Source organism: Blastococcus sp. SYSU DS1021 (assembly GCF_054050995.1).
This window is the reverse complement of the sequence record NZ_JBJHAL010000012.1, coordinates 26,811-52,232: the sequence shown is the minus strand read 5'-3', so window position 1 is coordinate 52,232 and position 25,422 is coordinate 26,811. Positions and strand designations below refer to the sequence as shown.

The window sequence follows — 25,422 nt, the reverse complement described above, 5'->3', positions numbered from 1 at the left end:
CCGAGCAGAGCCGGGCCGGTGGGCGAGCCGTGCTGGCCGAGGAGGTCTCCCGCCGACCGGGATCGGGCGCTCCTGCCCTCAGGCGGGAGAAGGCGTCCGATTCAGCGGAAGTCCTCCTGGCCGTTCATCTCAGCTGCAGCCGCTGGTGGAGCCGCAGCCCTCGCAGACGTAGCAGCTGCCGGCCGGGCGCATCTTCGTGCCGCAGGTCATGCACAGCGGCGCGTCGGTGGCGGTGCCGGTGACCAGCTCGAGGAGCTCGGCCGAGGAGTGCGCCTCCTTGACCGACTTCGGACCCTCCGGGGTCACCTTCTCCTTGGCCGGAGCGCTCTCGATCGGCGCGGAGCCGCGCAGCTGCTCCAGGTCGACCTCCTCCTCCTCGACGACCGCGGCGGTCGAGGCAGAGGTGTCGTACCCGGCCACCTGGGCCGCGCGCTCCTCGGCCGTGAAGATGCCGAGCCCGGCCCGCTTCTCGACCGGCAGGTGGTCCAGCGCCAGGCGACGGAAGATGTAGTCCATCACCGACTGGGCGATCCGGATGTCCGGGTCGTCGGTCATGCCGGCCGGCTCGAAGCGCATGTTGGTGAACTTCTGGATGTAGGTCTCCAGCGGAACACCGTGCTGCAGCGCGATGGACAGCGAGATGGAGAAGGCGTCCATCACGCCGGCGAGGGTCGACCCCTGCTTGCCGAGCTTCAGGAAGACCTCACCGAGGCTGCCGTCCTCGTACATCCCGGCGGTCATGTAGCCCTCGGCCCCGGCGACGCTGAACGAGGTGGTGACGCTCGTCCGCTTCTTCGGCAGCCGCTTGCGCACCGGGTGCGCCAGCGCGGCCGGCGCCGTCGCCTCGGCCTTCACCTCGTCCTTGGTGCCGTCGTTCTTGCCCTTGCCGCCGGACAGCGGCTGGCCGACCTTGCAGTTGTCGCGGTAGATCGCCAGCGCCTTGAGACCCATCTTCCAGCCCTGGAAGTAGATCGTCTCGACGTCCTCGACGGTCGCCGTCTCCGGCATGTTGACCGTCTTGCTGATCGCGCCGGAGATGAAGGGCTGGACCGCGGCCATCATGCGGACGTGGCCCATCGGGGAGATGGCCCGCTCACCCATGGCGCAGTCGAACACCTCGTAGTGCTCCGGGCGCAGGCTCGGGGCATCGACGACGTGGCCGTGCTCGGCGATGTACTCGACGATCGCCTCGATCTGCTCCTCCTGGTAGCCCAGGCTCCGCAGCGCCCGCGGCACCGTCTGGTTGACGATCTGCATGGAGCCGCCGCCGACCAGCTTCTTGAACTTGACCAGCGAGAAGTCCGGCTCGATGCCGGTCGTGTCGCAGTCCATCATGAAACCGATCGTGCCGGTGGGGGCCAGCACCGAGGCCTGGGCGTTGCGCCAGCCGTTCTCGGCGCCGATCTCCAGGCACTCCTGCCACTGCTGGGTGGCGACCTTCAGCACGTCGGCGTCGTCGGCGCCCACCGGGCGGATCGCGTCGTTGGCCGCGGCGTGCTTGCGCATGACCCGGGCGTGCGCGTCGGCGTTGCGGGCGAAGCCCTCGTAGGCCCCCACGATGCCAGCGAGCTCGGCCGAGCGCCGGTAGGCGGTGCCGGTCATCAGCGAGGTGATCGCCGCGGCCAGCGTCTGGCCACCGCGCGAGTCGTAGGCGTGGCCGGTCGCCATGAGCAGGGCGCCCAGGTTGGCGTAGCCGATGCCCAGCTGCCGGTAGGCGCGGGTGGTCTCGCCGATCGGCTCGGTCGGGAAGTCGGCGAAGCAGATCGAGATGTCCATCGCGGTGATGACCAGCTCGACGGCCTTCACGAAGTTCTTGGCGTCGAACGTGCCGTCGTCCTTGAGGAACTTCATGAGGTTCAGCGACGCCAGGTTGCACGAGCTGTTGTCCAGGCTCATGTACTCCGAGCACGGGTTGGACGCGTTGATGCGGCCGGTCTCGGGGTTGGTGTGCCAGTCGTTGATCGTGTCGTCGTACTGGATGCCCGGGTCGGCGCACTCCCAGGCGGCCTGGGTGACCTTGCGGAACAGCGACTTGGCGTCGACGGTCTCGATGACCGAGCCGTCGAGGCGGGCCCGCAGGCCGAACTCGTCGCCCTCCTCCACCGCGCGCATGAACTCGTCGGAGACGCGGACCGAGTTGTTGGCGTTCTGGTACTGGACGCTGGTGATGTCCTTGCCACCGAGGTCCATGTCGTACCCGGCGTCGCGCAGCGCGCGGATCTTGTCCTCCTCGCGCGCCTTGGTCTCGATGAACTCCTCGATGTCGGGGTGGTCGATGTCGAGGACGACCATCTTCGCCGCGCGGCGGGTGGCGCCACCGGACTTGATGGTCCCGGCGGAGGCGTCGGCGCCGCGCATGAAGCTGACCGGGCCGGAGGCCGTGCCGCCGGAGGAGAGCAGCTCCTTGGAGGAGCGGATGCGGGAGAGGTTCAGGCCGGCACCGGAGCCGCCCTTGAAGATCAGGCCCTCCTCGCGGTACCAGTTCAGGATCGAGTCCATCTCGTCGTCGACGGCGAGGATGAAGCAGGCGCTGACCTGCTGCGGCGCGCTCGTGCCGACGTTGAACCAGACCGGCGAGTTGAAGCTGAAGTACTGGTGCAGCAGCATCCAGGTCAGCTCGTGCTCGAAGACCTCGGCGTCGCCCTCGGTGGCGAAGTAGCCGTGCTCGCGGCCGGCCTCGGTGTAGGTGAGCACCACGCGGTCGATGAGCTGGCGCAGGCTGGTCTCGCGCTGCGGGGTGCCGACGGCGCCGCGGAAGTACTTCGTGGTGACGATGTTGGTGGCGTTGATGCTCCACTCGGCCGGGAACTCGACACCGCGCTGCTCGAAGTTGATCGAGCCGTCCCGCCAGTTGGTCATGACGACGTCACGACGCTCCCAGGTCACCTCGTCGTACGGGTGCACACCAGCGGTGGTGAAGACGCGCTTGATCTTGAGGCCCTTGGCCCGGCTGGGAGTCTTGGCGCTGCGGCGGGGGCGGGCGCCGGCCACGCGGTCGTCGGTCTCGGTCATGGTGTGGAGCTCTCCCTGGTCGTGTGTCGCGTGGTGCTTCGCGGGGCTGCGCGGTGGTGCTGCGCGGTGGTGGATCGGGGGCTGGGGAAGAGCCGCGATCGGTAACTGCTCGAACTGCTGTCTATCGGGTGGCACCGACAGTTCTCAGGTGCCGGCGCCGGTGCCGGACGGAACGGGTCGCCGGGGCTCGGGCGGGCCCGTCTCCCCCGGCGGCGCGGCGGGCTGCCGGGCCTTCAGCTCGGCGATCTCCCGCTCGAAGTCGGCCACCGAGGTGAAGGAGCGGTAGACGCTGGCGAACCGGAGGTAGGCCACCTCGTCCAGCTCGCGCAGCGGGCCGAGGATGGCCAGGCCGACCTCGTGGCTCGGCACCTCCGCCGCGCCGCTGGCGCGGATGGCGTCCTCCACCTGCTGGGCGAGGAGCTTGAGCTGGCCCTCGTCGACCGGCCGGCCCTGGCAGGCCCGCCGGACGCCGGCAACCACCTTGCTGCGGTTGAACGGCTCGCTGACGCCGTTGCGCTTGACGACGGCGAGCACCGCCTCCTCGACGGTGGTGAACCGCCGCCCGCACGCAGGACAGGAGCGACGACGCCGGGTGGTGGCGCCCTCGTCGGCCTCCCGCGAGTCGATGACCCGACTGTCGGCGTTGTGGCAGAACGGGCAACGCACGGTGGTTCACCTCCCTTCGCGCCGCGCCCGCCACCGGCCGGCTGTGCACTCCCCTGGGGACATCCGGTGGATGCGCCGGGGACAACCTGAGGACCAGCCTGTGGACGGGCTTACAGCTCTGTAACTACTAGATGTAGGGGAACCCTAGGACGGGCCACACAAGATGTGCAAGTGATCGTTCCGTCGGCGTGTTCCGCCCCGACACTGCGGTGCGCAGGCGGAACAGCGGTCCCCAGCTGTCACAGGACACGCCGCGACGACGCGCCGAACTCCGTGCCCGACGCTCCCCGGAGAGGGTGCCGAGCGCGGCGACACACCGCAGGAACGACCCGGGGACGCTCGCCCCGGCAAGGCTGTGCGCTCATGCGCGGTTCCGACCCGCAGAACCACGCGCCGGCCGCACACCGATCGGCGAACTGGGCGGTCCGCACCCGGCCACGGGCGACCCGGCGGGCACGCGACGGCGGCGCCGAGCACCCCCGCGGGGTCGACGCGGCGAGGGCCGCCGAACGACGATCAGACGCTGACCGCGCCGCCCACCCGGGGCCGCCGCGAGTGCGGGATCTGGTCACTCAACCGCATCGGGCGGGTCAGGAGATCCTGGTCGACGTCGGCCGGCGGGGTCCAGCCGCTCGCCGTGGAGCGGGTCTCGACCGTGCTCGCGGAGCGGGCCGCGGGCACCGACCAGCCACCGCCCCGCGGTCGGTCCTCACGGGTCGGGGACTGCGCGTCCGGCGCGCTCTCGACGACGGCCGGGAAGAGGTCGGTGTCGGCGGCGCGGTGCCGGCCCACGACCGGGCCGGACTCGGTGGCCGGAGCGCGGTGCCGACCCGGGGGCGGCACCGGCACCGGCACCGAGGACGCCGGCGCGGCCTGCACGGCGTCGCTCTCCGGCGCGCGCCGGCGACCGCCCGGCCGCTGGGCACCGGTTCGCGGCTCGCAGCGGTCGCGCAGCAGCGGCAGGCTGGCGGTCGCCTCGACATCGGTCGACGGACCGTCACGCAGCGGTGCCGCTGACAGGGAGGCGGGCATCGCCTGCGTCACCGGGGACACCTCGACGGCCGGCGACTCCGGGAGCCGCACATCCCCCAGGTCGATCCAGAGCGCCTGCTCCTCGCCTCCGGCGACGACCCGCACCCACATCTGGCACGCGCCGGAGTCGTCGTGTCGCCACCCCAACAGCTCCCCCGCACACCAGGCACCCGCCTGGTGGACCTCGACGGCCTGGGGACGAGTGGTGAACACGGCGGCGCGGTTCTCCATGACGCTGGACACGGACGTACCGTAGGTGGCCGACCAGCACGCACGGTGAACGTGCCTGTACTGAGGGTTGACGAAGTCGCCGGGCCGCGTTGTGAACACCTCGCCCTGGCGCGCAGGCACCGAGCCCTACGGGGCCGTCAGGGCAGGACGAGGACCTGACCAGGCGAGATGGCCGCGGAGCCGAGCCCGTTCAGCCGCTGGATGTCGACGACGACGTCGCGGACATCGCGCCCGTCGGCGACCGCGCCGGCGATGGACCAGAGCGTGTCACCCGGCTCGACGATCACATTGGTCGTCCCCATGAGCTCCAATCCGCCACCCGCATCCCCGAGGACGGCGCTGCCGAGGACGATCACGCCCGCGGCGAGGAGGAGGGTGAGGACCGCGAGCACACGACGGCCGCGCGACGTCAACCGGAGCGGCGGCTGCTCCACCCGCTCCCGACGCCCCCGGCCGGGCGATCGCCCCACCGTCGCCCGTGGGCCGCTCATCCTCCCGCGAGCCGGCGCGGGCAGAGGTTCGGGCATCTCCGCGTAGGAGCGAGGCGGCGGGAGCACCCGGAGACGCCGGGCGGGTGGCGGACCGGCGCGCCGCTCCCCCGGGTCGACCGACACCTGGCCGCGGACCCGCAGTGCCGTGCTGCTCGTCATGTGTTCAGCCCTCCTGGCCGGCACCCGCCGGACGCGAACGTGTGTTCGATTCGAACGCTTGTCCGATGTCTACCGGATGGGACCGACACTTGGGGAGCGACACGGGAAAGTTTCGAACACCTGTTTGAAGTGGCCGCCGATCGGCGCTACCGTTCCTCCGACGACGAGGGTCGAGAGCTGCGCGGGCAGCCGGCGAGGAGGAGACGTGGCGGACTCGAGCAGGACGTCCGGCAACCGGGGCGGCACCGCGGGCGTGGCCCCGGGGACGGCGGACGGTTCGGCGTCGGTACGGGCCTTTCCCGACCGCGCGGCCGATGGGGACGGGCTCACCCAGCGGCAGCGGCGGGTGCTCGAGGTGATCCGCGACTCCATCGACCGGCGCGGCTACCCGCCGTCGGTGCGTGAGATCGGCGAGGCCGTCGGGCTGTCCTCGGCATCCTCGGTCGCGCACCAGCTCTCGGTGCTGCAGAAGAAGGGCTGGCTGCGGCGCGACCCGAACCGCCCGCGCGCCCTGGACGTGCGACTGCCCGGGGATGCCGGCCGGGCCACCGCCGCACCGGTCGAACCCCCCGTGGTCGGCGACGGCGTGCAGGCCGCCGCGCCCGCCTATGTCCCGCTCGTGGGCCGGATCGCCGCCGGTGGCCCAGTGCTCGCCGAGCAGGCGGTGGAGGACGTCTTCCCGCTGCCGCGCGAGCTGGTCGGCGAGGGAACCGTCTTCATGCTCAAGGTGGCCGGCGACTCGATGGTCGAGGCCGCCATCTGCGACGGCGACTGGGTCGTCGTCCGCCAGCAGCCGACCGCCGAGAACGGGGAGATCGTGGCGGCGATGATCGACGGCGAGGCGACGGTGAAGACCTACAAGCGCCGGGACGGTCACGTGTGGCTGCTGCCGCACAACCCGGCCTACGAACCGATTCCCGGAGACGAGGCGACGATCCTCGGGCGGGTGGTGTCGGTCCTGCGCCGGGTCTGAGGGTCAGGTCCGGCGGCGCAGTTTCCCGCCCACCCAGACCACGAGAGTGGCGACGACGGCGGCGATCAGCGCCGAGGCGATCGGCGAGCGGTCCGAGCGGGTGAGTTCCGCGAAGGACGGCAGCGGGTCCTCCGCGGGAGTCGGCTTCGCGGCGGCGGTCGCGGCGGGCAGGGGAACCACGGTGACGGCGCTGGGCAGGCCCTCGCTCGCGACCACGAGCGCCCGGTTGTCGGCGGAGAAGCTGACGGCCTCGCCCTGCGGCGACTCGGGGAGCGCCACCCGCACCGGTTCGCCGGCCAGCGCACCGGGCACGTCCGAACCGGACAGCGGCCACACGTAGGCGTCCGTGTAGGTGCGCAGCGCCAGTGCGCTCCCGTCGCCGGCAACGGCACCTCCGGTGATCAGCAACTGCCCCGCACGACCCACGGGGCCACCCGGGGTTCCGGTGAGGGTGACGTTGACCGTGCCCACCCGCTCCATCGGCACAGTGCCGCCGTCGACGAGCGCGGCGGCGGGCCGGTAGACCCCGCTGGAGCCGAGCACTTCCTTGGTCACGAGGTACGGCGTCCCGTCCGGGGCCAGGAGCAGCGCCTCGGCGTCGTGCGCGCCGTCGGGGTAGGTCAGCCGATGCAGCGCTGCCGCGCCGTCGGGCCGGAGGACATGCAGCGCGACGGTGGCACGGCTCGTGCCGTTGTCACCGGTGTCGGCGATCCAGACGCTCCCGTCCGAGCCGACGCCGAGGTCTTCGGGGTCGAAGGGGTCCGCGGCCCCGGCCTGCACGTCGACCACCGCACAGGCGGCATCGAGCCCGAGGACTTCGACCCGGTCACCGCCGTCGTTGAGGGCGAGCATCTGCTCTCCTACCACCACCAGGCCGGACAGCTCGGCGAGTCGGGGGTCCGTGATGGCGCACCGGACCTCCGGCGCCGGCTCCTCCGCCGACGCGGACCCGGGGACGAGCACGGCCAGGGCGCCGGTCAGGGCGCTCGCGACGACGAGCCGACGCCGCCGGGCGCGGCTAGGAACTCGCTTGGCCTGCTCGGGCACGTACCAAGCGTGACAGAACCATCGCGTCCAGTGCATGAACCACGCCCAGGAGGACGATCCCGACAGCGGCGCCCACGACCGCGTCGGTGACCCAGTGGAAGTCCAGCGACACCATCGCCGCGCCAGTGGCGACCGGCCCGACGACGCTCAGCCACCAGAAGGTCCGCTGTACCGCCGGCGGGAGCCCGTACTCGACCGCCTGCCAGCGGGCCACCCCCCACATGAGCACTGCGTTGGCGACGTGACCGGAGGGGAACGAGGCGCCGTCGGCGTGGAAGAAGTAGGAGCCCGGGAACGCCGGCGCCGTCCGCCCGATCCCGTGCTTGATCGCGTACACCCCGGCGGTCAGCACCCCGAGCGCCAGCAGCACGCGGAGGGCCGGCATCCAGGTGCCGCGCCGCCACAGCAGGTAGCCGACCAGGCCGGCGAGGACGACGAGGATGGTCACGCGCCCGCCGAGCTGCGTGACCACCCACACCGCCGGGTAGCCCGGCGTGTCCCTCAGGCCCCAGTCGCTGACGATCTCCGACACCCGGAGGTCCATCCGCTCCGACGGCCCGTGGCGGAGCAGGTCGGCGGTGATGAGGACGCCGACCAGCAGCGCCACGGCGACCAGCCACCACGGCGGCCGGCCGGGCGGGACCACGGGGGCGGCGCGCGGTGACTCGGCCACCCGCACCGCGCCCCTGGTCACGCCGCCACCGTACCGGCCCGTGACCGGATCGTGATCCGAGCCGATCGACCGCCCCAGCTCAGCCCACCGGGACCGCGAACTCCTCGAGCACCGCGGCGAGGGCGCCGTCCACCCGCGCGGTGAGCCGTGTGCCGCCGTCCTCGTGCCGCTCGCCGAGCACCTCGCCGTCCCGGTGCACCCGGGCCACGAGATCACCGCGCTCGTAGGGCACGAGCACGTCGACCTCGACGTCGGGGTGCGGCAGCCGCTCGGCCACCAGCTTGCGGAGGGCGTCGATGCCGACGCCGGTGCGGGCCGAGACCCAGACCGCGCCCGGCAGGGCCTGGCGGAGGGTGAGGATGTCCTCCTCGCTCATCGCGTCGACCTTGTTGACGACGATGACCTCCGGCACGGCGGCCGCGTCGATCTCGCTCAGCACGACGTGGACGGCGTCGATCTGACCGAGCGGATCGGGGTCGGAGCCGTCGACCACGTGCAGCAGCAGGTCCGCCGCGGCGACCTCCTCCAGCGTGGAGCGGAACGCGTCCACCAGCTGGTGCGGCAGGTGGCGCACGAAGCCGACGGTGTCGGTGAGCGTGTACTCCCGGCCGTCCGGCGACTGCGCCCGGCGCACCGTCGGGTCGAGGGTGGCGAACAGCGCGTTCTCCACCAGCACGCCGGCGCCGGTGAGCTGGTTGAGCAGGCTTGACTTGCCCGCATTGGTGTACCCGGCGATCGCCACGCTCGGCACGGCGTTGCGTCCCCGGCTCGCCCGCTGGGTGGCGCGGGCGGTCGCCATGCCGGCGATCTCCCGGCGCAGCTTGCTCACCCGGGCGCGGATGCGCCGGCGGTCGGTCTCGATCTTCGTCTCACCCGGTCCGCGGGTACCGATGCCGCCACCGCCGGCGACCCGGCCACCGGCCTGCCGGGACATCGACTCACCCCAACCGCGCAGCCGCGGCAGCATGTACTGCATCTGGGCGAGCTCGACCTGGGCCTTGCCCTCCCGGCTCGTCGCGTGCTGGGCGAAGATGTCGAGGATCAGCGCCGTCCGGTCGACGACCTTGACCTTGAGCACCTTCTCCAGCTGGTTGAGCTGGCCGGGGGTGAGCTCACCGTCACAGATGACGGTGTCGGCGCCGGTGGCGGCGACGATGTCGCGGATCTCGTTGGCCTTGCCCGAGCCGACGTAGGTGGCAGCGTCGGGCTTGTCGCGCCGCTGGCTGACCGCCTCGAGCACCTGCGAGCCCGCCGTCTCGGCCAGGGCGGCCAGCTCGGCCAGCGAGCGGTCGGCGTCGGCCTGGGTGCCCTCGGTCCAGACGCCGACGAGCACGACGCGCTCGAGTCGCAGCTGCCGGTACTCGACCTCGGTGACGTCGGCGAGCTCGGTGGAGAGACCGGCCACCCGGCGCAGGGCGCCGCGCGCCTCGAGCGCGTAGGAGCCGGTGGTGTCGTCGGCCTCGGCCCACCGCCCGGTGGGCGCGGAGCGGGTGTCGAGGTCGGCCTGCTCGTCGAGGGGCAGGGCGTCGGGGGCGGTCGTCATCGTCTCCAGCGTGGCACGGTCCTGCATGGAAAGCACCTGAGTTGTCATCGCCCGGTACAACGCATCGACGCCCCGGATGCATCCCGACCGGCGGCAGGGGTAGGGCCAGCGCGACGAACGCGACGCACGGAGGAGGAACCGATGAGCGAGAGCGGATCGAGCCGGCTGGGTTCGAACAGCGAGCTGGACGACCCGGGCCGGGACCCCGAGGGCATCGGCGGCCCGCCGCGCAACCCGATGGGTGCCGGCGCCGACCAGGACAGCGGCCGGGGGGCGCCACCCACCCCTCCGGCCACCGGCGACGACGACGCGATGGTCCCGCTGCCGCCCGACGACGACCGCCGCTGACGCCTCAGGCCCGGAGCCACTCCGGGCACAGCGTGCCGGCCGACACCAGCACGGCCGGACCGCTGAGGACCGTCGTCCCGGGGGTCACCTGCACCGACAGGCGGCCCCCGGGGACGTCGACGACGACCGTGCCCTCGTCGGCGCCCGCGGCACGCAGGGCCGCGTAGGCCGCGGCGCAGGCGCCGGTGCCGCACGACCGCGTCTCGCCCACCCCGCGCTCGCTGACCCGCAGCCGCACGTGGGCACCCGGCTCCAGGACGTTCACCAGCTCGACGTTGACGCCCTCCGGGAACAGCCCCTCGTCGAACGCCGGGGTACCGGTCAGGTCCAGCTGCTCGACGGGCACGTCGGTCAGGCAGGCCAGGTGGGGGTTGCCCATGCTGACGGCGAGACCGGCGAACGCCCGGCCGTCGAGCAGCGCCTCGCCCTCGCCGAACGGGCGGGCGGGGCCCATGTCGACCCAGTAGCCGCCGTCGGCACCGGCGCCCACCCGGCGGGGCCCGCCCCGGGTGCCGACGAGCAGGCCGTCGGCGCAGGCGGCGCGGTCGACGAGCCCCTCGCTGATCAGCGCGTGCAGGAACAGCCGGATGCCGTTGCCGCACATCTCCGCGTAGGAGCCGTCGGCGTTGCGGTGGTCCATGAACCACTCGCACCGGGGCAGGTCCTCCCCCAGCACGGCGGGAGCGTCGGGCACGTGGGCGCTGCGCACCAGCCGCAGCACGCCATCGCCCCCCAGCCCGGCCCGGCGCTCGCACAGCCGCCGCACCATGGCGGCATCCAGCCGGTCGCCGGCCCACACGGTGCCGTCGGGGTCGGGCAGCACCACGAAGTCGTTCTCGGTGCCGTGCCCGAGCAGCACGCGCGGCGAGGAGGTCACGGATCGATCGTACGGCCGGTGATCACCCCGGTCGCTGCGTCGGCCAGGTCGGCCCGGGCGGCGTCGAGCCACATCGTCGCGGCGTCCCGCCGGAACCAGGACCGCTGCCGACGCACGAACCTGCGGGTCGTGGTGACGGTGCGCTCGCGTGCCTCCTCGGCCGACAGCGCGCCGTCGAACTGGGCCAGCACCTGGGCGTAGCCGAGGGCGCGGGAGGCCGTCGGCCCCTCGCGGAGCCCGTCGGCGGCGAGCGCCGCCACCTCGTCCACGAACCCCGCGGCCCACATCCGGTCGACCCGGACGGCGATCCGTTCGTCGAGCTCCGCGGGTTCGCGGTCCAGCCCGAGCACCACCGCCGGGTAGTGCGGGCGCGGCTCGGGGAGCTCGGCGCGGAACGGCCCACCGGTCAGCTCGATCACCTCGAGAGCGCGCACGATCCGCCGGCCGTTGCTGGGCAGGACGGCCGCGGCGGCGGCCGGGTCGAGCCCGGCCAGCCGGGCGTGCAGCGCGGCCGGACCGGCGTCCGCGAGCTCCCCCTCCAGGCGGGCGCGGACCACCGGGTCGGTGCCGGGGAACTCCAGCTCGTCGAGGACGGCGCGCACGTACAACCCCGAGCCGCCGACGAGCAGCGGCACGGTGCCGGCGGCCCGCAGCCGGTCTATCTCGGCTCGCGCTCGCCGCCGGTACTCGGCCACCGATGCCGGTTCGCGCACGTGCCACAGGTCGAGCAGGTGGTGCGGCACCCCGCCGCGCTCGGCGAGACCGGGCTTGGCGGTGCCGATGTCCATGCCGCGGTAGAGCTGCATCGAGTCGGCGTTCACCACCTCGCCGCCCAGCCGCCGGGCCAGCTCGACGGCGAGCGCGGTCTTGCCGGTCGCCGTCGGGCCGACGATCGCGACCACCGGCGGCGGGGTCGGGACCACTGGTCCGCCGCCGCCGGGCGCTCCGCTCACGCGACCACCCAGTCGGCGACCGGGTAGCCCACCCCGAACGGCGCCCCGTCGTACCGCAGCCGCGCGGTGACGTGCCGGCCCGCGAGCGCGGCTCCCACCGCCCGCCAGACCGGTACGCCGGCGGCGAGGAGCCGCTCCCCCGCCGCCGGGTCGAGCGCGGCCAGCCCGGCGGTGTCCCCCGTCGCCAGGGCGGTGGCGACGGCGGCGTCGAACGGCTCGGCCGCCGGATCCAGGTACCCGGGTGCCTTGACCGAGCGCCGGGCCGAGCCGTCGCCCATCGCGAGCACGCCCACCGGAGGCGGCAGGTCCCGCAGCAGCTGGCCGAGGTCGGCCGGCCCGACCCCGACGCGGGTGCCGGCGAACGACGCCTGGTCGAGCAGCCAGGTACCGACGGTGTGCGCGAGGGGGAGCCGGAGACCTCCCGGGCGCAACCACCCGTCGAAGGGCAGCTCCAGGTCGACGCCGAACCCGCGGAGGTCACCGCCGTCGCCGGGCCCGAAGCGTTCCCCGGGCGCCGCACCGGGCCCCACGACGACCACCACCTCCGGCGCGGCGCCGAGCAAGGCGGTCACCGCATCCGCGCAGGCCGACCGCAGCGCGGCGGTCTCGGGCGAGGGCCGCCCCTCCACCGCCGGGACGAGCAGCGGCGGGCACGGGCAGAAGGCGACGGCAGCCGACGGGCGGGGCGTCCGGGCCGGGACGCCGCCGTGGTGGGAGGTCACCGCAGCAGTGTCGCCGATGCGACGTGGGACACTGCCGGACGTGTCGAGCACGGACGACCCCGGCAACGGGGTGCAGCAGGCCGCTCCGCCGATTGCGGAGACCCCCGAGACCCCCGCCCCCGAGGCGGCGACCCCGACCGACGGCGCCGACGCGGTGACCCCCGCGGCCGGCACGCCGGCGGCGCCGACCCCCGCGGAGGCGGCCCTCGCCGACCCCACCGGCGCGGCGCCGGCACCGGAGCCGGCGCCCGCACCCGCGGCCGAACCGGAACCCGCGACCACCCCGGAGCCGACGCCGGCCCCGGCCCCGGCGGCTCCTCCGGTCGAGCGGGTGGTGAGCGACCCGGCGCAGTGGGGCCGGGTCGACGAGGACGGCACCGTCTACGTGCGCACCGCCGACGGCGAGCGCGAGGTCGGCTCGTGGCAGGCGGGCGACGCCGAGGCGGGGCTCGCCCACTACGGCCGCCGCTTCGACGACCTCGCCACCGAGGTGTCGCTGCTGGAGGCCCGGCTCAAGGCGCACACCGGCAACCCCGGCGAGATCAAGGCGAAGGCCCAGGCGCTGGCCGAGTCGATCCCGACCGCCGCCGCGGTGGGCGACCTCGAGGGGCTGGCCGCCCGGGCCCGCGCCATCGTGGCGACCGCCGAGGCCGCCGCCGTCGAGTACCGGGCGGAGAAGGCCGCCGCCCGGGCGGCGCAGGTGGCGCGCAAGGAAGCCCTGGCCGCCGAGGCCGAGCAGATCGCCGCCGAGTCGACGTCCTGGAAGGCCGCCGGCGACCGCCTCAAGGCGATCGTCGAGGAGTGGAAGACCATCCGCGGCATCGACCGCAAGACCGACGACGCGCTGTGGTCCCGGTTCGCCGCCGCCCGCGACGCCTTCGGCCGCCGCCGCGGCGCCCACTTCGCGCAGCTGGACGCCCAGCGCGGTGAGGCCCGTGCGGCCAAGCAGGAGCTGATCGCCGAGGCGCGGCGGCTGTCGACGTCCACCGACTGGGGTTCCACCAGCGCCGCGATGCGCTCGCTGATGGACCGCTGGAAGGCCGTGCCGCGCACCGGCCGGGACGGCGACGACGACCTGTGGAAGGAGTTCCGCGCCGCGCAGGACGTGTTCTTCAGCGCCCGCGCCGAGCAGGACAAGGCGCGTGACGCCGAGCAGGTCGCCAACCAGCGGGCCAAGGAGGAGCTGCTGGCCGAGGCCGAGCAACTCGACCCGGGCAAGGACCTGCGCGGGGCACAGAACGCGCTGCGGAAGATCCAGGAGCGCTACGACGCCATCGGGCACGTGCCGCGCGCGGTGATGCGACAGCTCGAGGACCGGATGCAGGCCGTGGAGCAGAAGGTGCGCGGGGCCGCCGACGCCGGCCGGGTGCGCACCGCCCCGGAGAACCCGATGGTCGCCTCGATGCGGGCCGCCGTCACCAAGGCCGAGGAGCAGCTGGCCAAGGCCGAGGCCGCGGGCGACCAGCGCCGCATCGCCGAGGCGCAGGCGAACCTCGCCACCCGGCGGGAGTGGCTGGCCGAGGCCGAGAAGTCCGCTCGCCGCTAGCCCTGCCAGGCATAGGAAGCTTTACCTACGGTTCTGCTCGCGATCCCGTAGGTAAAGCTTCCTGTGCCCTGGTTCAGCAGCCGGTCGTGAGCACCGGGAGCGGCTCGGGGACGCCGATCCGCGGCATGCCCAGCGAGACGCCCGGGGTCGTGGGCCGGGTCCCGGCCTCGCTCGCGTCCCCGGCGCGGGTGCGCCGGTGGGACAGCAGCGGGCCGTCGGCGACCAGGTGGTGCGGCGCGGCCTGGGTGACGACGGTCTCGACGACGTCGCCGGGGCGCACCCCGTCGGCCGCCGTGAAGTGCACGAGCCGCCCGTCGCGGGCACGGCCGGAGAGCCGGCCGCGCGCGGCGTCCTTGCTCCCCTCCCCCGCGGCCACGAGCAGCTCCACCCGCGCGCCGACGAGCTTCCGGTTCTCGTCCCAGCTGATCTCGTCCTGCAGCGCGGTCAGCCGGAGGTAGCGCTCCTGCACGACCTCCTTGGGCAGCTGCCCCTCCATCTCGGCGGCGGGCGTGCCCGGCCGCTTGGAGTACTGGAAGGTGAAGGCGCTGGCGAACCGCGCCCGCCGGACGACGTCCAGGGTCTGCTGGAAGTCCTCCTCCGTCTCCCCGGGGAACCCGACGATGATGTCGGTGGTGATCGCGGCGTCGGGCATGGCGGCGCGCACCCGGTCGATGATTCCGAGGTAGCGCTCCTGCCGGTAGGCGCGGCGCATCCGCTTGAGGACGTCGTCCGAGCCGGACTGCAGCGGCATGTGCAGCTGGTGGCAGACCGCCGGCGTCTCGGCCATGGCGGCGATGACGTCGTCCGTGAACATCGCCGGGTGCGGGCTGGTGAACCGGATCCGCTCCAGCCCCTCGATGCGGCCGGTGGCCCGCAGCAGGTCGGCGAACGCGCCACGGTCACCGAAGTCGCTGCCGTAGCTGTTCACGTTCTGCCCGAGCAGGGTCACCTCGAGCACGCCCTGGTCGACCAGCGCCTGCACCTCGGCCAGGATCTCGCCGGGACGGCGGTCCTTCTCCTTGCCGCGCAGCGCCGGGACGATGCAGAACGTGCAGGTGTTGTTGCAGCCGACGCTGATCGACACCCAGCCGGAGTAGGCGGAGTCCCGCTTCGCGGGCAGGGTCGAGGGGAAGACCTCCAGCGCCTCGGCGATCTCCACCTGCGCCTCGGCGTTGTGCCGGGCCCGCTCCAGAAGGGCCGGCAGCGAGCCGACGTTGTGGGTGCCGAAGACGACGTCGACCCACGGCGCCCGCCGGACGATCTCGCCGCGGTCCTTCTGCGCGAGGCAGCCGCCGACGGCGATCTGCATGCCGGGGCGGGCGTCCTTGACCGGGCGGAGGTGCCCGAGGTTGCCGTAGAGGCGATTGTCGGCGTTCTCGCGCACGGCGCAGGTGTTGAGGACGACGACGTCGGCGTCGTCCCCGTCCGCCGCGGCGGTGTACCCCGCCTGCTCCAGGAGGCCGGACAGCCGCTCGGAGTCGTGCACGTTCATCTGGCACCCGTAGGTGCGCACCCGGTAGGTGCGCGGGGCGGGGCTCTCCACAAGGCTGCTCATGACAGGAGGAAGGGTACGTCGCGGCCCGAACAACGATTGTCGTTGCTATCGAAAGTCGTTATGGTCCGCGCCATGACGACGAGCCGCCCCTTCCTCGGCCGCACCGGCACGAACCTGGGCGCCGCCGTCCTGTTCGTCGTCGCCGGCGTCGCGGCCCTCTTCGCGGTGGTGCAGCCGATCAACCAGCTCACCCAGCCGGGCGGCAGCATCACGGTGAACGCGGCCGAACCGGACGGGGACCGCGCGCTCGACCTGCCCGGGCTGCCGGAGGGCGTCTGGGTCGTCGACTCCACGCCGGAGTCGACGCTGGTCGCCTCCGACCTCCCGGCCGGGCTGCGGGCGCTCACCGAGCTGCCGGCCTCGCTGAGCGCGATCGCCGTCGCTGTCGGCGCATGGCTGCTGGCGCGGGTGCTCTGGGCCATCCACGACGGGCACCCCTTCGACCGGCGCAACCCCGGCCGGTTGGCCGGCCTCGCCGCGGCCGTCGTCCTCGGCGGCCTGGTGGTGCCCATGGCCGAGGGAGTGGTCGCCACCGCCGTGCTCGAGCACCTCGACCTGGCCGGGCCCGACTCCCCGCTCGTCCTGTTCGAGGTCACGATCCCGTTCATGCCGATCGGGCTGGCCCTCGCCCTCCTGGCCGCGGCCGAGGCCTTCCGCCGCGGGCGCGCGCTGGAGGACGAGGTCGAGGGGACCGTGTGAGCCCCCGCCTGGGCGAGCCGGCCCCCGACGAGGACGCCGCCCACCGCGTGGTCTGCCACCTGGACCGGCTCCTGGACGAGCGGGGCATGACGCTGGTCGAGCTCTCGGAACGCGTCGGCGTCTCAGTGGTCAACCTGTCGGTGCTCAAGAACGGGCGGGCGCGCGCCGTCCGGTTCTCCACGCTGACCGCGGTCTGCGGCGCGCTGGGCTGCCAGCCGGGCGATCTCTTCTCCGTCGCGCCGGAGCGGTCACCCGAACGGGCGGACACCGAGCCGTGAGCGCGCGACCTACCGGGGTTCGTTACGCCTTCGTGATCGCGCGGTGCGGGAACCGCGACCTCCCACCCTTAGGGTCCCCAGGGTGACCAGCCGTACGACCGGAGAGCCTCTCGTCCGCCTGTCCGGCGTGAACAAGTGGTTCGGCGACCTGCACGTGCTGCAGGACATCGACCTCGAGATCGCCCGCGGGGAGGTCGTCGTCGTCATCGGCCCGTCGGGGTCGGGCAAGTCGACGCTGTGCCGTGCGATCAACCGCCTCGAGTCGATCGAGAGGGGCGAGATCGTCATCGACGGCGAGCGGCTGCCCGAGGAGGGCAAGCAGCTCGCCCGCCTGCGCGCCGACGTCGGCATGGTCTTCCAGAGCTTCAACCTCTTCGCGCACAAGACGATCCTCGAGAACGTCACCCTGGGGCCGATCAAGGTCCGCAAGCGCTCCAAGGTGGACGCCGAGAAGCGCGCCCGCGAGCTGCTGGACCGGGTGGGCGTGGGCGCCCAGGCGGACAAGTACCCGGCTCAGCTCTCGGGTGGTCAGCAGCAGCGGGTGGCGATCGCGCGGGCCCTCGCCATGGACCCGAAGGTCATGCTCTTCGACGAGCCGACCTCGGCCCTGGACCCCGAGATGATCAGCGAGGTGCTCGACGTGATGGTCGGCCTGGCGGCCGAGGGCATGACGATGATCGTCGTCACCCACGAGATGGGTTTCGCGAGGAAGGCCGCCAACCGCGTCGTGTTCATGGACGGCGGCCGGATCGTGGAGTCGTCCGACCCCGAGACGTTCTTCAGCAACCCGAGCTCCGACCGGGCCAAGGACTTCCTGTCCAAGATCCTGAACCACTGACCGTCCCTACGGAAGGACAGCTCATGCGCACCACCCGCTACGCCGCCTCGCTCGCGGCCCTCGGCCTCATGCTCACCGCCTGCGGTGGCAGCGAGGCCGGCGACCAGGCAGAGGACGCCGCCGACTCGACCGTCGAGGTGCAGGAGGAGGTCGACTTCGAAGCCGGCACCACGATGGCCGAACTGGCCGAGGCGGGGTCCATCACCGTCGGCACCAAGTTCGACCAGCCCGGGTTCGGGCTCCTCAACCCCAACACCGAGACCCCTGAGGGCTTCGACGTCGAGATCGCCAAGATCATCGCCGCCGAACTCGGCATCGCACCCGAGGACATCGAGTGGACCGAGACCGTCTCGGCCAACCGCGAGCCCTTCCTCCAGAACGGCCAGGTCGACATGGTGGTGGCGACCTACACCATCAACGACGCCCGCAAGGAGCTGATCGACTTCGCCGGGCCGTACTACGAGGCCGGCCAGGACATCATGGTGGCGGCCGGCAACCCGGAGGGCATCGAGGGCCCCGAGGACCTGGCGGGCAAGAACGTCTGCTCGGTGGAGGGCTCCACGCCGGCACAGAACATCCGGGACAACTACCCGGAGGCGACCCTGACGCTGTTCGACGTCTACTCCAAGTGCGCCGACGCCCTGGCCAACGGCCAGGTCGACGCCGTGACCACGGACAACGTCATCCTCACCGGCCTGGTCGCCGGCAGCGACGGCGCGTTCGAGCTCGTGGGCAACCCGTTCACCGAGGAGCCGTACGGCATCGGCGTGCCGAAGGGTGACGACGAGTTCCGCGCGTTCATCAACGACACGCTGGAAGAGGCCTACGAGAGCGGCGCCTGGGCGGACGCCTGGGACCGCACCGCCGGCGCCATCAGCGGCCAGGAGGCCCCCCAGCCGCCGGACGTCGACCGCTACTGACAATCTCCGGCGCTGTGGGGCGGGGGTATCCGCCCCACAGCGCCGCCTTCTGACCAGCCCCGAGAGGAGGCGGTGTGCAGTTCCTCGCTGACAACTTCGGCCTGCTGTGGGATGCGTTCCTGACGACGCTGAGCCTGTCACTGCTCGCCGGCCTGTTGGCGCTGGTGCTGGGCACGCTCCTGGCCGCGGCGCGGGTCAGTCCGGTCCCGCCGCTGCGCGGGCTGGCGACCTTCTACGTCGAGACCTTCCGTAACACGCCGCTGACGGTGGTCTTCTTCTTCCTGATCTTCGGCCTGCCGCAGATCGACTTCATCCTGGGCTTCTACACAGGGGCTGTGCTGTCCCTCGGGCTGTACACCGCGGCGTTCGTCTGCGAGGCGGTGCGCTCGGGGATCAACTCCGTCTCGACCGGGCAGGCCGAAGCGTCCCGCGCCATCGGCCTCACCTTCGGGCAGTCGCTGCGCGAGGTGGTGCTCCCGCAGGCGTTCCGCACCGTCGTCCCGCCGCTGGGCAACGTCTTCATCGCGATGGTCAAGAACAGCTCCATCGCGGCAGGCTTCGCCACCAGCGAGCTGAGCTCTTTGCTCCCCCGCCTGGTCAACGCCGACGCCGGGCAGCTCACCGCCGTCCTGCTGGGGGTCGTGGTCGCCTACATGATCATCACGTTGCCGCTCGCCTTCGGCGTGCACCGCCTGGAGCGACGGGTGGCGATCCTCCGATGACCACGCCGGTCCTCTTCGACATCCCCGGGCCCAAGGCGCGCGCCCGCATCCGCGTCGGTACCGGCATCGGCATTCTGCTGATCCTGGGGATCCTCGCCGTCGTCCTCATCCGGCTGGCCGGCAACGGTCAGCTGGAGAGCCAGCGCTGGGCGGTGCTGTTCGATCCGCGCACCGGCGTCCCGCAGACGCTCGGCCGCGCGCTGGTCAACACGCTCCAGGTCGCAGCTGTCGGCATGGTCGTGGCCACAGTCCTGGGGCTGCTGCTGGCCGTCGGGCGGTTGTCCGACCACCGCCCAGTGCGCTGGCTGGTCGGCACCTACATCGAGTTCTTCCGGGCCATCCCGCTGCTTGTCGTCATCTTCGCGCTGTACTTCGTACTGCCGAAGTACGGCATCGAGCTCTCCGCCTTCCAGGCGCTCGCCGGCGGGCTCATCCTCTACAACTCGGCGGTGCTCGCCGAGATCTTCCGGGCCGGGATCCTGTCGATCGACAAGGGGCAGCGCGAGGCCGCCTTCGGCATCGGCATGCGCAAGTACCAGGTGATGTCGCTGGTGCTGCTCCCCCAGGCCACCCGACGCATGCTCCCGGTCCTGATCGCCCAACTCGTCGTCCTGCTGAAGGACAGCTCGCTCGGGTTCATCATCGGCTACTTCGAGCTGCTCCGAGGTGCGCGCAGCCTGGTGGAGTTCTTCTCCCTCAGCTTCGGCAACCAGTACACCTTCCAGCTGTACGTCGCCGCAGGGCTGATCTACATCGTGATCAACGTGCTGCTCTCACAGCTGGCGAAACTCGTCGAGCGGCGCACCCGCCGGAGCGCTACGTCGGGTGGAGGCAAGGCCGAGTTGCCGGCGGACGTGCAGATGGGTGGTGGCGGCGGCGCGGTGTGAGCTGCCCGCTCGTACCGACGGCGCCCTCGACCAGGGGGCCACCGACTCGCCACCCGCCTGACCGGCTCGTTCACGTCCGACCCACTCGTCCCAGCTGGGCGCGCCGGAGGGTCACGGAGCGAAACGGTCGCGAGACTGGTCGGCACGATGGAGACGATGCACGCGGCCGGGCGCCGCAACCTGCCCCCGGTTCCCCGGAGTTCCACTGAGACGATCCCGCCGGCCGCCGACGCGCCCGTCGTCGCCCCCGTGACCGTGGATGCGGCGGCCCAGCTGGACGCGGGCCAGGCGTTCGTCGAGCGTCTGCGCGCCGCCGCGCCGGCGCTCGCCGAGGCAGCCGGCGCGGAGAGCGCGGTCGTCCGCGAGGTCGTGCCGCCGGCCCGGCACCGGCGGTCGCGGTGCCGGGTGGTGCTCCGCTACGAGGACGGCACCGAGACCGATCTGACGTTCGTCGGTGAGCGCCGCCGCCCGAACGCCTCGGACGAGGACGCCTTCGACGCGGAGATCACCCGCTGGCTGTCGAGCGGCCAACTCCGGGACCCGGCCTGGCTGGTGGCCGACCCGGAAGCCCCGGACGGGGTGGCCGTCGACGTGACCGCCTGGCTCGCCGCAGGCTAAGTCTGGCCGAGGAACGCGATGGTGGCCGGTCCTCGCCCGGTGCGATCGTCTCGCGGACAGGCACAGTGGCGTGCATGGGTGCCTCGGACGTCACCGCCGTCCTCGACGAACTGATGGCCCGGGAACCTCTGTTCCACCGAACCGAGCGAGGAACGAGCCGGTCCGCCTTCGAGGCCATGACCGCCGAGGACTTCTGGGAGGTCGGCGCGTCCGGCGCCCGCTACGACCGCGAGCACGTGTGGTCGGTGCTGGAGCAGCGCTACGCAGACGGCGTCCTCGATGACTGGGAGACCAGCGACGTCGCCTGCCGCCCGCTGGGTGGTGACACGTTCCTGCTGACCTACCGACTCCGGCAGGATGCCCGGGTCACGCGACGCGCGACCATCTGGGAACGCACGGCCGACGACTGGCGCGTCATCTACCACCAGGGCACCGAGGTCGCCGGCGGCTGAACGCGCACCGGAGCCCGCCGGACACGCCGAGTCGGCCGGTGCACCGCGCCCCGACCCGGCACGGTGAGTGGATGCTGATCGTCATCTCGGGGCTGCCGGGCACCGGCAAGTCCGCGGTCGCCACCGAGCTGGCTGCCCGGCTGAGGGCCGTCCACATCTCCATCGACCCGATCGAGGACGCGCTCCTGGGCGCAGGGCTCCCCCGCTCCGGGGAGACCGGGGTAGCGGCGTACGAAGCCGCACGGGCCGTGGTGCAGCAGAACCTCGCGCTCGGAGCATCCGTCGTGGTGGATGCGGTGAACGACAGCGAACCCGCCCGCGAGACCTGGCGGGTGGCGGCCGCCACCGCCGGCGTGGACCTCGCCTTCGTGCTGCTGGTCCTCGAGGACGAGGTCGAGCACCGCCGTCGGCTGGAGGGCCGGCTACGAGACCTGTCGCACGTGCCGGAGCCTTCGTGGGGCGAGATCGTCGCGCGCGCGGCGGCGTACGCACCCTGGGCTCATGAATCGCCCCTACGGGTAGACGCCCGACAGCCGGTCACCGACGTGGTGCTCGAGCTGATGCGCCGGCTCGACCGGCCGGCACCAGACGGACCTCGCCGCCACCCCTCGTGAGCCGTACTCACGGCCGGCTCGACCTCGCCGGTCAGGGAAGCGCGCTCTCCTCGTCGAACTCGGGGAGGTCGCCGACGTCATCGCCGAGCTCTGCCTCGTCCAGCGTCTCCCGCACGACCGCCGCGGCGAGACCGCCGTTGTAGCCCTTGCGGGTGAGCATGCCGATGAGCCGGCGGGTGGCCGTCGCACGGTCGAGCCGGCGCATGCTCCCGACCCGCCGGGCCACGAGCCGACGAGCCGCGTCGCGCTCGTCGTCGTCATCCACCGCTTCGACGGCCTCCGCGGCCGTCTCCGGATCGACGCCCTTCGCCCGCAGTTCGGCGGAGAGCGCCCGGCGCGCCAGTCCACGACCGGCCTGCCGGCTGCTCACCCAGGCGCGGGCGAACGCGGCGTCGTCGATCAGGCCGACCTCGGTGAACCGGTCCAGCACCGCCTCGGCCGCGTCATCGGGCACTCCCCGGGTCGCGAGGAGATCCGCCAGTTGCTGGCGGGTCTTCGGGGCCCCGGTCAGCGCACGGAGGCAGATCGACCGTGCTACCTGCTCGGGATCGCCCGCGTCGTCCTCCGGGGAACCGGGGGCGACGTCCGGGGTCAGGGGATCGTCGCCACCCGGCGTCCGCGAACGTCGGCCGGCCCGGGTCACCCCGGAGCCGCGCCGACGGTTCGAGGGCCGGTCGTCCAGCACCGGATCAGAAGTCGGGGGCGTCGACCGGCGCCGGAGCGTCCAGCGTCGGGCCGATGCCCAGCTTCTCCTTGACCTTCTTCTCGATCTCGTCGGCGAGGTCGGGGTTGTCCTTCAGGAAGTTGCGGACGTTCTCCTTGCCCTGGCCGAGCTGGTCGCCCTCGTAGGTGTACCAAGCACCGGACTTCTTCACGATGCCCTGCTCGACACCGGCGTCGACGATGCCGCCCTCGCGGCTGAAGCCCTGGCCCCACAGGATGTCGAGCTCGGCCTGCTTGAACGGCGCGGCGACCTTGTTCTTGACCACCTTGATGCGGGTACGGCTGCCGATCGCGTCGGTGCCCTGCTTGAGGGTTTCGATACGACGGACGTCGAGCCGCACCGACGAGTAGAACTTCAGCGCCCGGCCACCGGTGGTGACCTCGGGCGAGCCGTAGACGACGCCGACCTTCTCGCGCAGCTGGTTGATGAAGATCGCCGTCGTGCCGGAGTTGCTCAGCGCACCGGTGATCTTGCGCAGCGCCTGGCTCATCAGGCGGGCCTGCAGACCCACGTGGCTGTCACCCATCTCGCCCTCGATCTCGGCGCGCGGCACCAGGGCCGCGACGGAGTCGATGACGATGATGTCGAGCGCGCCGGAGCGGATCAGCATGTCCGCGATCTCCAGCGCCTGCTCACCGGTGTCGGGCTGGCTGACCAGCAGCGCGTCAGTGTCCACGCCGATGGCGCGGGCGTACTCCGGGTCGAGCGCGTGCTCGGCGTCGATGAACGCGGCGATGCCGCCGTTGGCCTGGGCGTTGGCCACCGCGTGCAGGGCGACCGTGGTCTTACCGGAGGACTCCGGCCCGTAGACCTCGATGACCCGGCCGCGGGGCAGGCCACCGATGCCCAGCGCGATGTCGAGGGCGATCGAGCCGGTCGGGATGACCTTGATGGCCACCTCGGGGCTGTCGCCCAGCCGCATCACCGAGCCCTTGCCGAACTGCTTGTCGATCTGGGCGAGGGCCATGTCGAGGGCCTTGTCGCGGTCGAGCGTTGCTGGCATGGTGCGTCACCTTCGGTTCGCGAGAAGCGGGTCGGGACCGACGCTAGGGCGAGGCACCGACAGTTTCCGGATTGCGGGGCGGGGTGTGGAGGAGCGGCCGCCCTGTGGACGTCACAGTAGGCCGAACACCTGTTCGACTGCCAGGCCGACACGCCGACCCGGCCGTGGGCGTCGTCTCAGCGCTCCTTGACGGGCACGTCGAAGTCCTCGCAGATGGCCAGCCACACCTTGCGGACCGGCACGCCCTCGTCGATGGCGTCCACGGCGGTGCGGCCGCCCAGGGTGGAGAAGACGTGGTCGCGCGCCACGCTCTGGGCGCGCATGGACCCGAACTGACCGTCGAGCCGGGACCAGAACTCCTGCAGGCGCACACCCCGACGCTAACCCGCCGGGACCCGCTCGCGCCGGTGCCGCCCTAGGCTGGCGCGCATGATCCCGGGCACCGGCTCCGCGACGCTCGACACCGTCCTCGAGATCGGCATCGTCGTCGCGCTCGTCGCGATCATCGTGGTGCTGATCAGGAACTACCGCGGGCGCTGACCCGCGTCCCGAGCCACACCACGACCAGCGGGAGCACCAGCGCGGCGGACACGGCGGACACCAGGCCGAACCCGCCCCAGGCGAGGAGCGGCCCCCCGACCACCCCCGCCAGCGCGGCCCCGAGCCCCATCAGCAGGTCGGTGCCGCCCTGCGCGGTCGGCCGCAGCTCCGGGCCGACCGACGCGGTGACCAGCGCCGACCCCGCGATCAGCCCGCACGACCAACCCAGGCCGAGCAGCAGCAGGCCGGCGCCCAGCTGCACCGAGTCGGCGGGGGCCGCCGTCCCCGACACGGCGGCCGCGGCCAGGAGCAGCAGGGCACCCAGGGCTACGACCGTCGGCGCGCCGACCCGGTCGGCGAGCATGCCGACCAGCGGGGAGAACAGGTACATGCCGGCGACGTGCACGCTGATCACCAGGCCCACGAGGCGGAGCACCGTCCCCTCGGGCCCGCCCGCGTGGCCCATGTGCACCGGCGTCATCACCATGACCCCGACCATCACCGAGTGGGCCACCACGACCGCGGTGATCCCCAGCCGCCCGGCCGGGGTCGCCCACACCGCCCGCAGAGCGGCCCCGGTGGCGTGCCGCGGCCGGGAACCGCCGTCGCCTCCGCCGAGCGCCCGGGCCACCAGCAGCGGATCGGGCCGCAGGAGCAGCAGGAAGCCCACGGCGACGAGCGCGAACACGACCGCCGACACCACGAAGACGCCACCGAGCGCCGGCAGCCCGAGGGCCTCGCCGAGCTCGGCGCCCGGTGCGGCGAGGTTGGGGCCGACCACCGAGCCGACGGTCGTGGCCCACACGACCAGCGACAGCGACCGGCCGCGGCGCTCGGGTGCGGCGAGGTCGGCCGCGGCGTAGCGCGACTGGAGCCCGCACGCCGTCGCGGCGCCGAACAGGAACAGCCCGGCCAGGAGCAGGAGCAGGGACGACGCCGCCGCGGCGAGGACGGTGAGGACGGCGCCGACGACGCTCACGCCGTAGCCGGTGGCCAGACCGGCCCGCCGCCCCGCGGTGTCGCTGATCCGCGCCAGCGGCACCGCCAGCACCGCCGCCCCCAGGACACCGGCCGTCTGCCCCAGGCCCGAGGCGGTGTCGGTGCCGGCGACGTCGCGGGCCAGCAACCCGCCCGCGGTGATGCCGACGGTGACGCCGAGCCCGGCGAGCGCCACACCGCCGCTGAGGACGCCCAGGGTGCGGCGCTGCACGCCGGCGACGTTGATGGTGGCCTCGGGCTGCTGCAGCGGTGGCACGTGCACTCCCGTCTCCCGGGCGGGAAGGTCCCGCCGTCCGGCGC

General features: G+C 73.0%; 27 protein-coding genes. 12 read left to right on the top strand and 15 right to left on the bottom strand.

Going from position 1 to position 25,422, the window contains the following annotated elements; translation table 11 throughout:
* Positions 1 to 129: 129 nt before the first annotated feature.
* From ACI8AP_RS11010 to ACI8AP_RS10995, 4 genes are all read right to left on the bottom strand, one after another.
* On the bottom strand, positions 130 to 3,012 hold the full coding sequence (locus tag ACI8AP_RS11010; protein ID WP_456589379.1) for a vitamin B12-dependent ribonucleotide reductase: 2,883 nt from the start codon (positions 3,010 to 3,012) through the stop codon (positions 130 to 132).
* 144 nt (positions 3,013 to 3,156) lie between these two features.
* Entirely contained in the window at positions 3,157 to 3,678 is a 522-nt protein-coding gene (gene nrdR / locus ACI8AP_RS11005; RefSeq protein WP_456589378.1) for a transcriptional regulator NrdR, read from the bottom strand.
* A 516-nt stretch (positions 3,679 to 4,194) separates the two neighbouring features.
* Positions 4,195 to 4,953, bottom strand: coding sequence for a hypothetical protein (locus tag ACI8AP_RS11000; protein WP_456589377.1), 759 nt, complete (start codon positions 4,951 to 4,953; stop codon positions 4,195 to 4,197).
* 125 nt (positions 4,954 to 5,078) lie between these two features.
* On the bottom strand, positions 5,079 to 5,591 hold the full coding sequence (locus ACI8AP_RS10995; RefSeq protein WP_456589376.1) for a LysM peptidoglycan-binding domain-containing protein: 513 nt from the start codon (positions 5,589 to 5,591) through the stop codon (positions 5,079 to 5,081).
* Positions 5,592 to 5,796: 205 nt separating this feature from the next.
* Here ACI8AP_RS10995 and lexA point away from each other — a divergent pair, with 205 nt between their 5' ends.
* Entirely contained in the window at positions 5,797 to 6,564 is a 768-nt protein-coding gene (gene lexA / locus ACI8AP_RS10990; RefSeq protein WP_456589375.1) for a transcriptional repressor LexA, read from the top strand.
* Between the two features lie 3 nt (positions 6,565 to 6,567).
* Here the strand turns inward: lexA and ACI8AP_RS10985 are convergent, their stop codons facing one another.
* Genes ACI8AP_RS10985 through hflX form a run of 3 tightly spaced genes read right to left on the bottom strand, consistent with a single transcriptional unit; the run spans position 6,568 to position 9,854 of the window.
* Positions 6,568 to 7,611: a hypothetical protein gene (locus ACI8AP_RS10985; RefSeq protein WP_456589374.1), complete on the bottom strand. Its 1,044-nt coding sequence runs from the start codon at positions 7,609 to 7,611 to the stop codon at positions 6,568 to 6,570.
* On the bottom strand, positions 7,583 to 8,305 hold the full coding sequence (locus tag ACI8AP_RS10980) for a phosphatase PAP2 family protein (protein ID WP_456589373.1): 723 nt from the start codon (positions 8,303 to 8,305) through the stop codon (positions 7,583 to 7,585). Before ACI8AP_RS10980 ends, ACI8AP_RS10985 begins: the two co-directional genes overlap by 29 nt.
* Before the next feature lie 58 nt (positions 8,306 to 8,363).
* Positions 8,364 to 9,854: a GTPase HflX gene (hflX, locus tag ACI8AP_RS10975; protein ID WP_456589372.1), complete on the bottom strand. Its 1,491-nt coding sequence runs from the start codon at positions 9,852 to 9,854 to the stop codon at positions 8,364 to 8,366.
* A gap of 114 nt (positions 9,855 to 9,968) precedes the next feature.
* Here hflX and ACI8AP_RS10970 point away from each other — a divergent pair, with 114 nt between their 5' ends.
* Positions 9,969 to 10,175, top strand: coding sequence for a hypothetical protein (locus ACI8AP_RS10970; protein WP_456589371.1), 207 nt, complete (start codon positions 9,969 to 9,971; stop codon positions 10,173 to 10,175).
* A gap of 4 nt (positions 10,176 to 10,179) precedes the next feature.
* On the opposite strand, the gene dapF is transcribed toward ACI8AP_RS10970, so the two are convergent.
* From dapF to ACI8AP_RS10955, 3 genes are read right to left on the bottom strand one after another with little or no spacing between them, the layout of a single operon-like run.
* Entirely contained in the window at positions 10,180 to 11,052 is an 873-nt protein-coding gene (dapF, locus tag ACI8AP_RS10965; RefSeq protein WP_456589370.1) for a diaminopimelate epimerase, read from the bottom strand.
* Positions 11,049 to 12,005: a tRNA (adenosine(37)-N6)-dimethylallyltransferase MiaA gene (miaA, locus tag ACI8AP_RS10960; RefSeq protein ID WP_456589369.1), complete on the bottom strand. Its 957-nt coding sequence runs from the start codon at positions 12,003 to 12,005 to the stop codon at positions 11,049 to 11,051. The genes dapF and miaA overlap by 4 nt, the downstream gene beginning before the upstream one ends.
* Positions 12,002 to 12,727: a hypothetical protein gene (locus ACI8AP_RS10955; protein WP_456589368.1), complete on the bottom strand. Its 726-nt coding sequence runs from the start codon at positions 12,725 to 12,727 to the stop codon at positions 12,002 to 12,004. Before ACI8AP_RS10955 ends, miaA begins: the two co-directional genes overlap by 4 nt.
* Positions 12,728 to 12,767: 40 nt before the next feature.
* Here ACI8AP_RS10955 and ACI8AP_RS10950 point away from each other — a divergent pair, with 40 nt between their 5' ends.
* The gene (locus ACI8AP_RS10950; RefSeq protein WP_456589367.1) at positions 12,768 to 14,273 is read left to right on the top strand and encodes a DUF349 domain-containing protein; all 1,506 of its coding nucleotides are present in this window, start codon (positions 12,768 to 12,770) and stop codon (positions 14,271 to 14,273) included.
* Between the two features lie 73 nt (positions 14,274 to 14,346).
* On the opposite strand, the gene miaB is transcribed toward ACI8AP_RS10950, so the two are convergent.
* Positions 14,347 to 15,828 (bottom strand): tRNA (N6-isopentenyl adenosine(37)-C2)-methylthiotransferase MiaB, encoded by a 1,482-nt coding sequence (gene miaB / locus ACI8AP_RS10945; protein ID WP_456589366.1) that lies wholly within the window; start codon positions 15,826 to 15,828, stop codon positions 14,347 to 14,349.
* A gap of 72 nt (positions 15,829 to 15,900) precedes the next feature.
* Between miaB and ACI8AP_RS10940 the strand changes: the two genes are divergently transcribed.
* The 9 genes from ACI8AP_RS10940 to ACI8AP_RS10900 all read left to right on the top strand — a co-directional run bounded on the left by ACI8AP_RS10940 (position 15,901) and on the right by ACI8AP_RS10900 (position 21,856).
* Positions 15,901 to 16,527 (top strand): DUF2975 domain-containing protein, encoded by a 627-nt coding sequence (locus ACI8AP_RS10940; protein ID WP_456589365.1) that lies wholly within the window; start codon positions 15,901 to 15,903, stop codon positions 16,525 to 16,527.
* Entirely contained in the window at positions 16,524 to 16,805 is a 282-nt protein-coding gene (locus ACI8AP_RS10935; protein WP_456589364.1) for a helix-turn-helix domain-containing protein, read from the top strand. Before ACI8AP_RS10940 ends, ACI8AP_RS10935 begins: the two co-directional genes overlap by 4 nt.
* An 82-nt stretch (positions 16,806 to 16,887) precedes the next feature.
* Positions 16,888 to 17,643: an amino acid ABC transporter ATP-binding protein gene (locus ACI8AP_RS10930; protein WP_456589363.1), complete on the top strand. Its 756-nt coding sequence runs from the start codon at positions 16,888 to 16,890 to the stop codon at positions 17,641 to 17,643.
* A 23-nt stretch (positions 17,644 to 17,666) separates the two neighbouring features.
* Positions 17,667 to 18,563, top strand: coding sequence for a glutamate ABC transporter substrate-binding protein (locus ACI8AP_RS10925; RefSeq protein ID WP_456589362.1), 897 nt, complete (start codon positions 17,667 to 17,669; stop codon positions 18,561 to 18,563).
* 74 nt (positions 18,564 to 18,637) lie between these two features.
* Positions 18,638 to 19,285 (top strand): amino acid ABC transporter permease, encoded by a 648-nt coding sequence (locus ACI8AP_RS10920; RefSeq protein ID WP_456589361.1) that lies wholly within the window; start codon positions 18,638 to 18,640, stop codon positions 19,283 to 19,285.
* On the top strand, positions 19,282 to 20,172 hold the full coding sequence (locus ACI8AP_RS10915; protein ID WP_456589360.1) for an amino acid ABC transporter permease: 891 nt from the start codon (positions 19,282 to 19,284) through the stop codon (positions 20,170 to 20,172). Before ACI8AP_RS10920 ends, ACI8AP_RS10915 begins: the two co-directional genes overlap by 4 nt.
* A gap of 147 nt (positions 20,173 to 20,319) precedes the next feature.
* Positions 20,320 to 20,790 (top strand): hypothetical protein, encoded by a 471-nt coding sequence (locus tag ACI8AP_RS10910; RefSeq protein ID WP_456589359.1) that lies wholly within the window; start codon positions 20,320 to 20,322, stop codon positions 20,788 to 20,790.
* A 74-nt stretch (positions 20,791 to 20,864) separates the two neighbouring features.
* Positions 20,865 to 21,242: a nuclear transport factor 2 family protein gene (locus ACI8AP_RS10905; protein ID WP_456589358.1), complete on the top strand. Its 378-nt coding sequence runs from the start codon at positions 20,865 to 20,867 to the stop codon at positions 21,240 to 21,242.
* Positions 21,243 to 21,313: 71 nt separating this feature from the next.
* A complete protein-coding gene (locus ACI8AP_RS10900; RefSeq protein WP_456589357.1) occupies positions 21,314 to 21,856 on the top strand; it encodes an AAA family ATPase in 543 nt (180 codons plus the stop codon).
* A gap of 31 nt (positions 21,857 to 21,887) precedes the next feature.
* Here ACI8AP_RS10900 and ACI8AP_RS10895 read toward each other — a convergent pair whose 3' ends face one another.
* From ACI8AP_RS10895 to ACI8AP_RS10880, 4 genes are all read right to left on the bottom strand, one after another.
* Complete coding sequence (locus ACI8AP_RS10895; RefSeq protein ID WP_456589356.1) at positions 21,888 to 22,499, bottom strand: regulatory protein RecX; 612 nt, start codon at positions 22,497 to 22,499, stop codon at positions 21,888 to 21,890.
* A 46-nt stretch (positions 22,500 to 22,545) separates the two neighbouring features.
* Entirely contained in the window at positions 22,546 to 23,583 is a 1,038-nt protein-coding gene (gene recA, locus ACI8AP_RS10890) for a recombinase RecA (RefSeq protein ID WP_346619486.1), read from the bottom strand.
* Positions 23,584 to 23,759: 176 nt separating this feature from the next.
* Complete coding sequence (locus tag ACI8AP_RS10885; RefSeq protein ID WP_456589355.1) at positions 23,760 to 23,954, bottom strand: DUF3046 domain-containing protein; 195 nt, start codon at positions 23,952 to 23,954, stop codon at positions 23,760 to 23,762.
* 146 nt (positions 23,955 to 24,100) lie between these two features.
* A complete protein-coding gene (locus ACI8AP_RS10880) occupies positions 24,101 to 25,378 on the bottom strand; it encodes an MFS transporter (protein ID WP_456589354.1) in 1,278 nt (425 codons plus the stop codon).
* Positions 25,379 to 25,422 lie beyond the last annotated feature (44 nt).

What these genes read in the sequence shown, in the direction of transcription:
- ACI8AP_RS11010 (WP_456589379.1), bottom strand. Translation starts at nt 3,012, where the DNA reads ATGACCGAGACCGACGACCGCGTGGCCGGCGCCCGCCCCCGCCGCAGC.
- ACI8AP_RS10995 (WP_456589376.1), bottom strand. Translation starts at nt 5,591, where the DNA reads ATGACGAGCAGCACGGCACTGCGGGTCCGCGGCCAGGTGTCGGTCGAC.
- hflX (WP_456589372.1), bottom strand. Translation starts at nt 9,854, where the DNA reads ATGCAGGACCGTGCCACGCTGGAGACGATGACGACCGCCCCCGACGCC.
- ACI8AP_RS10970 (WP_456589371.1), top strand. Translation starts at nt 9,969, where the DNA reads ATGAGCGAGAGCGGATCGAGCCGGCTGGGTTCGAACAGCGAGCTGGAC.
- miaB (WP_456589366.1), bottom strand. Translation starts at nt 15,828, where the DNA reads ATGAGCAGCCTTGTGGAGAGCCCCGCCCCGCGCACCTACCGGGTGCGC.
- ACI8AP_RS10940 (WP_456589365.1), top strand. Translation starts at nt 15,901, where the DNA reads ATGACGACGAGCCGCCCCTTCCTCGGCCGCACCGGCACGAACCTGGGC.
- ACI8AP_RS10925 (WP_456589362.1), top strand. Translation starts at nt 17,667, where the DNA reads ATGCGCACCACCCGCTACGCCGCCTCGCTCGCGGCCCTCGGCCTCATG.
- ACI8AP_RS10915 (WP_456589360.1), top strand. Translation starts at nt 19,282, where the DNA reads ATGACCACGCCGGTCCTCTTCGACATCCCCGGGCCCAAGGCGCGCGCC.
- ACI8AP_RS10910 (WP_456589359.1), top strand. Translation starts at nt 20,320, where the DNA reads ATGGAGACGATGCACGCGGCCGGGCGCCGCAACCTGCCCCCGGTTCCC.
- ACI8AP_RS10905 (WP_456589358.1), top strand. Translation starts at nt 20,865, where the DNA reads ATGGGTGCCTCGGACGTCACCGCCGTCCTCGACGAACTGATGGCCCGG.
- ACI8AP_RS10900 (WP_456589357.1), top strand. Translation starts at nt 21,314, where the DNA reads ATGCTGATCGTCATCTCGGGGCTGCCGGGCACCGGCAAGTCCGCGGTC.
- recA (WP_346619486.1), bottom strand. Translation starts at nt 23,583, where the DNA reads ATGCCAGCAACGCTCGACCGCGACAAGGCCCTCGACATGGCCCTCGCC.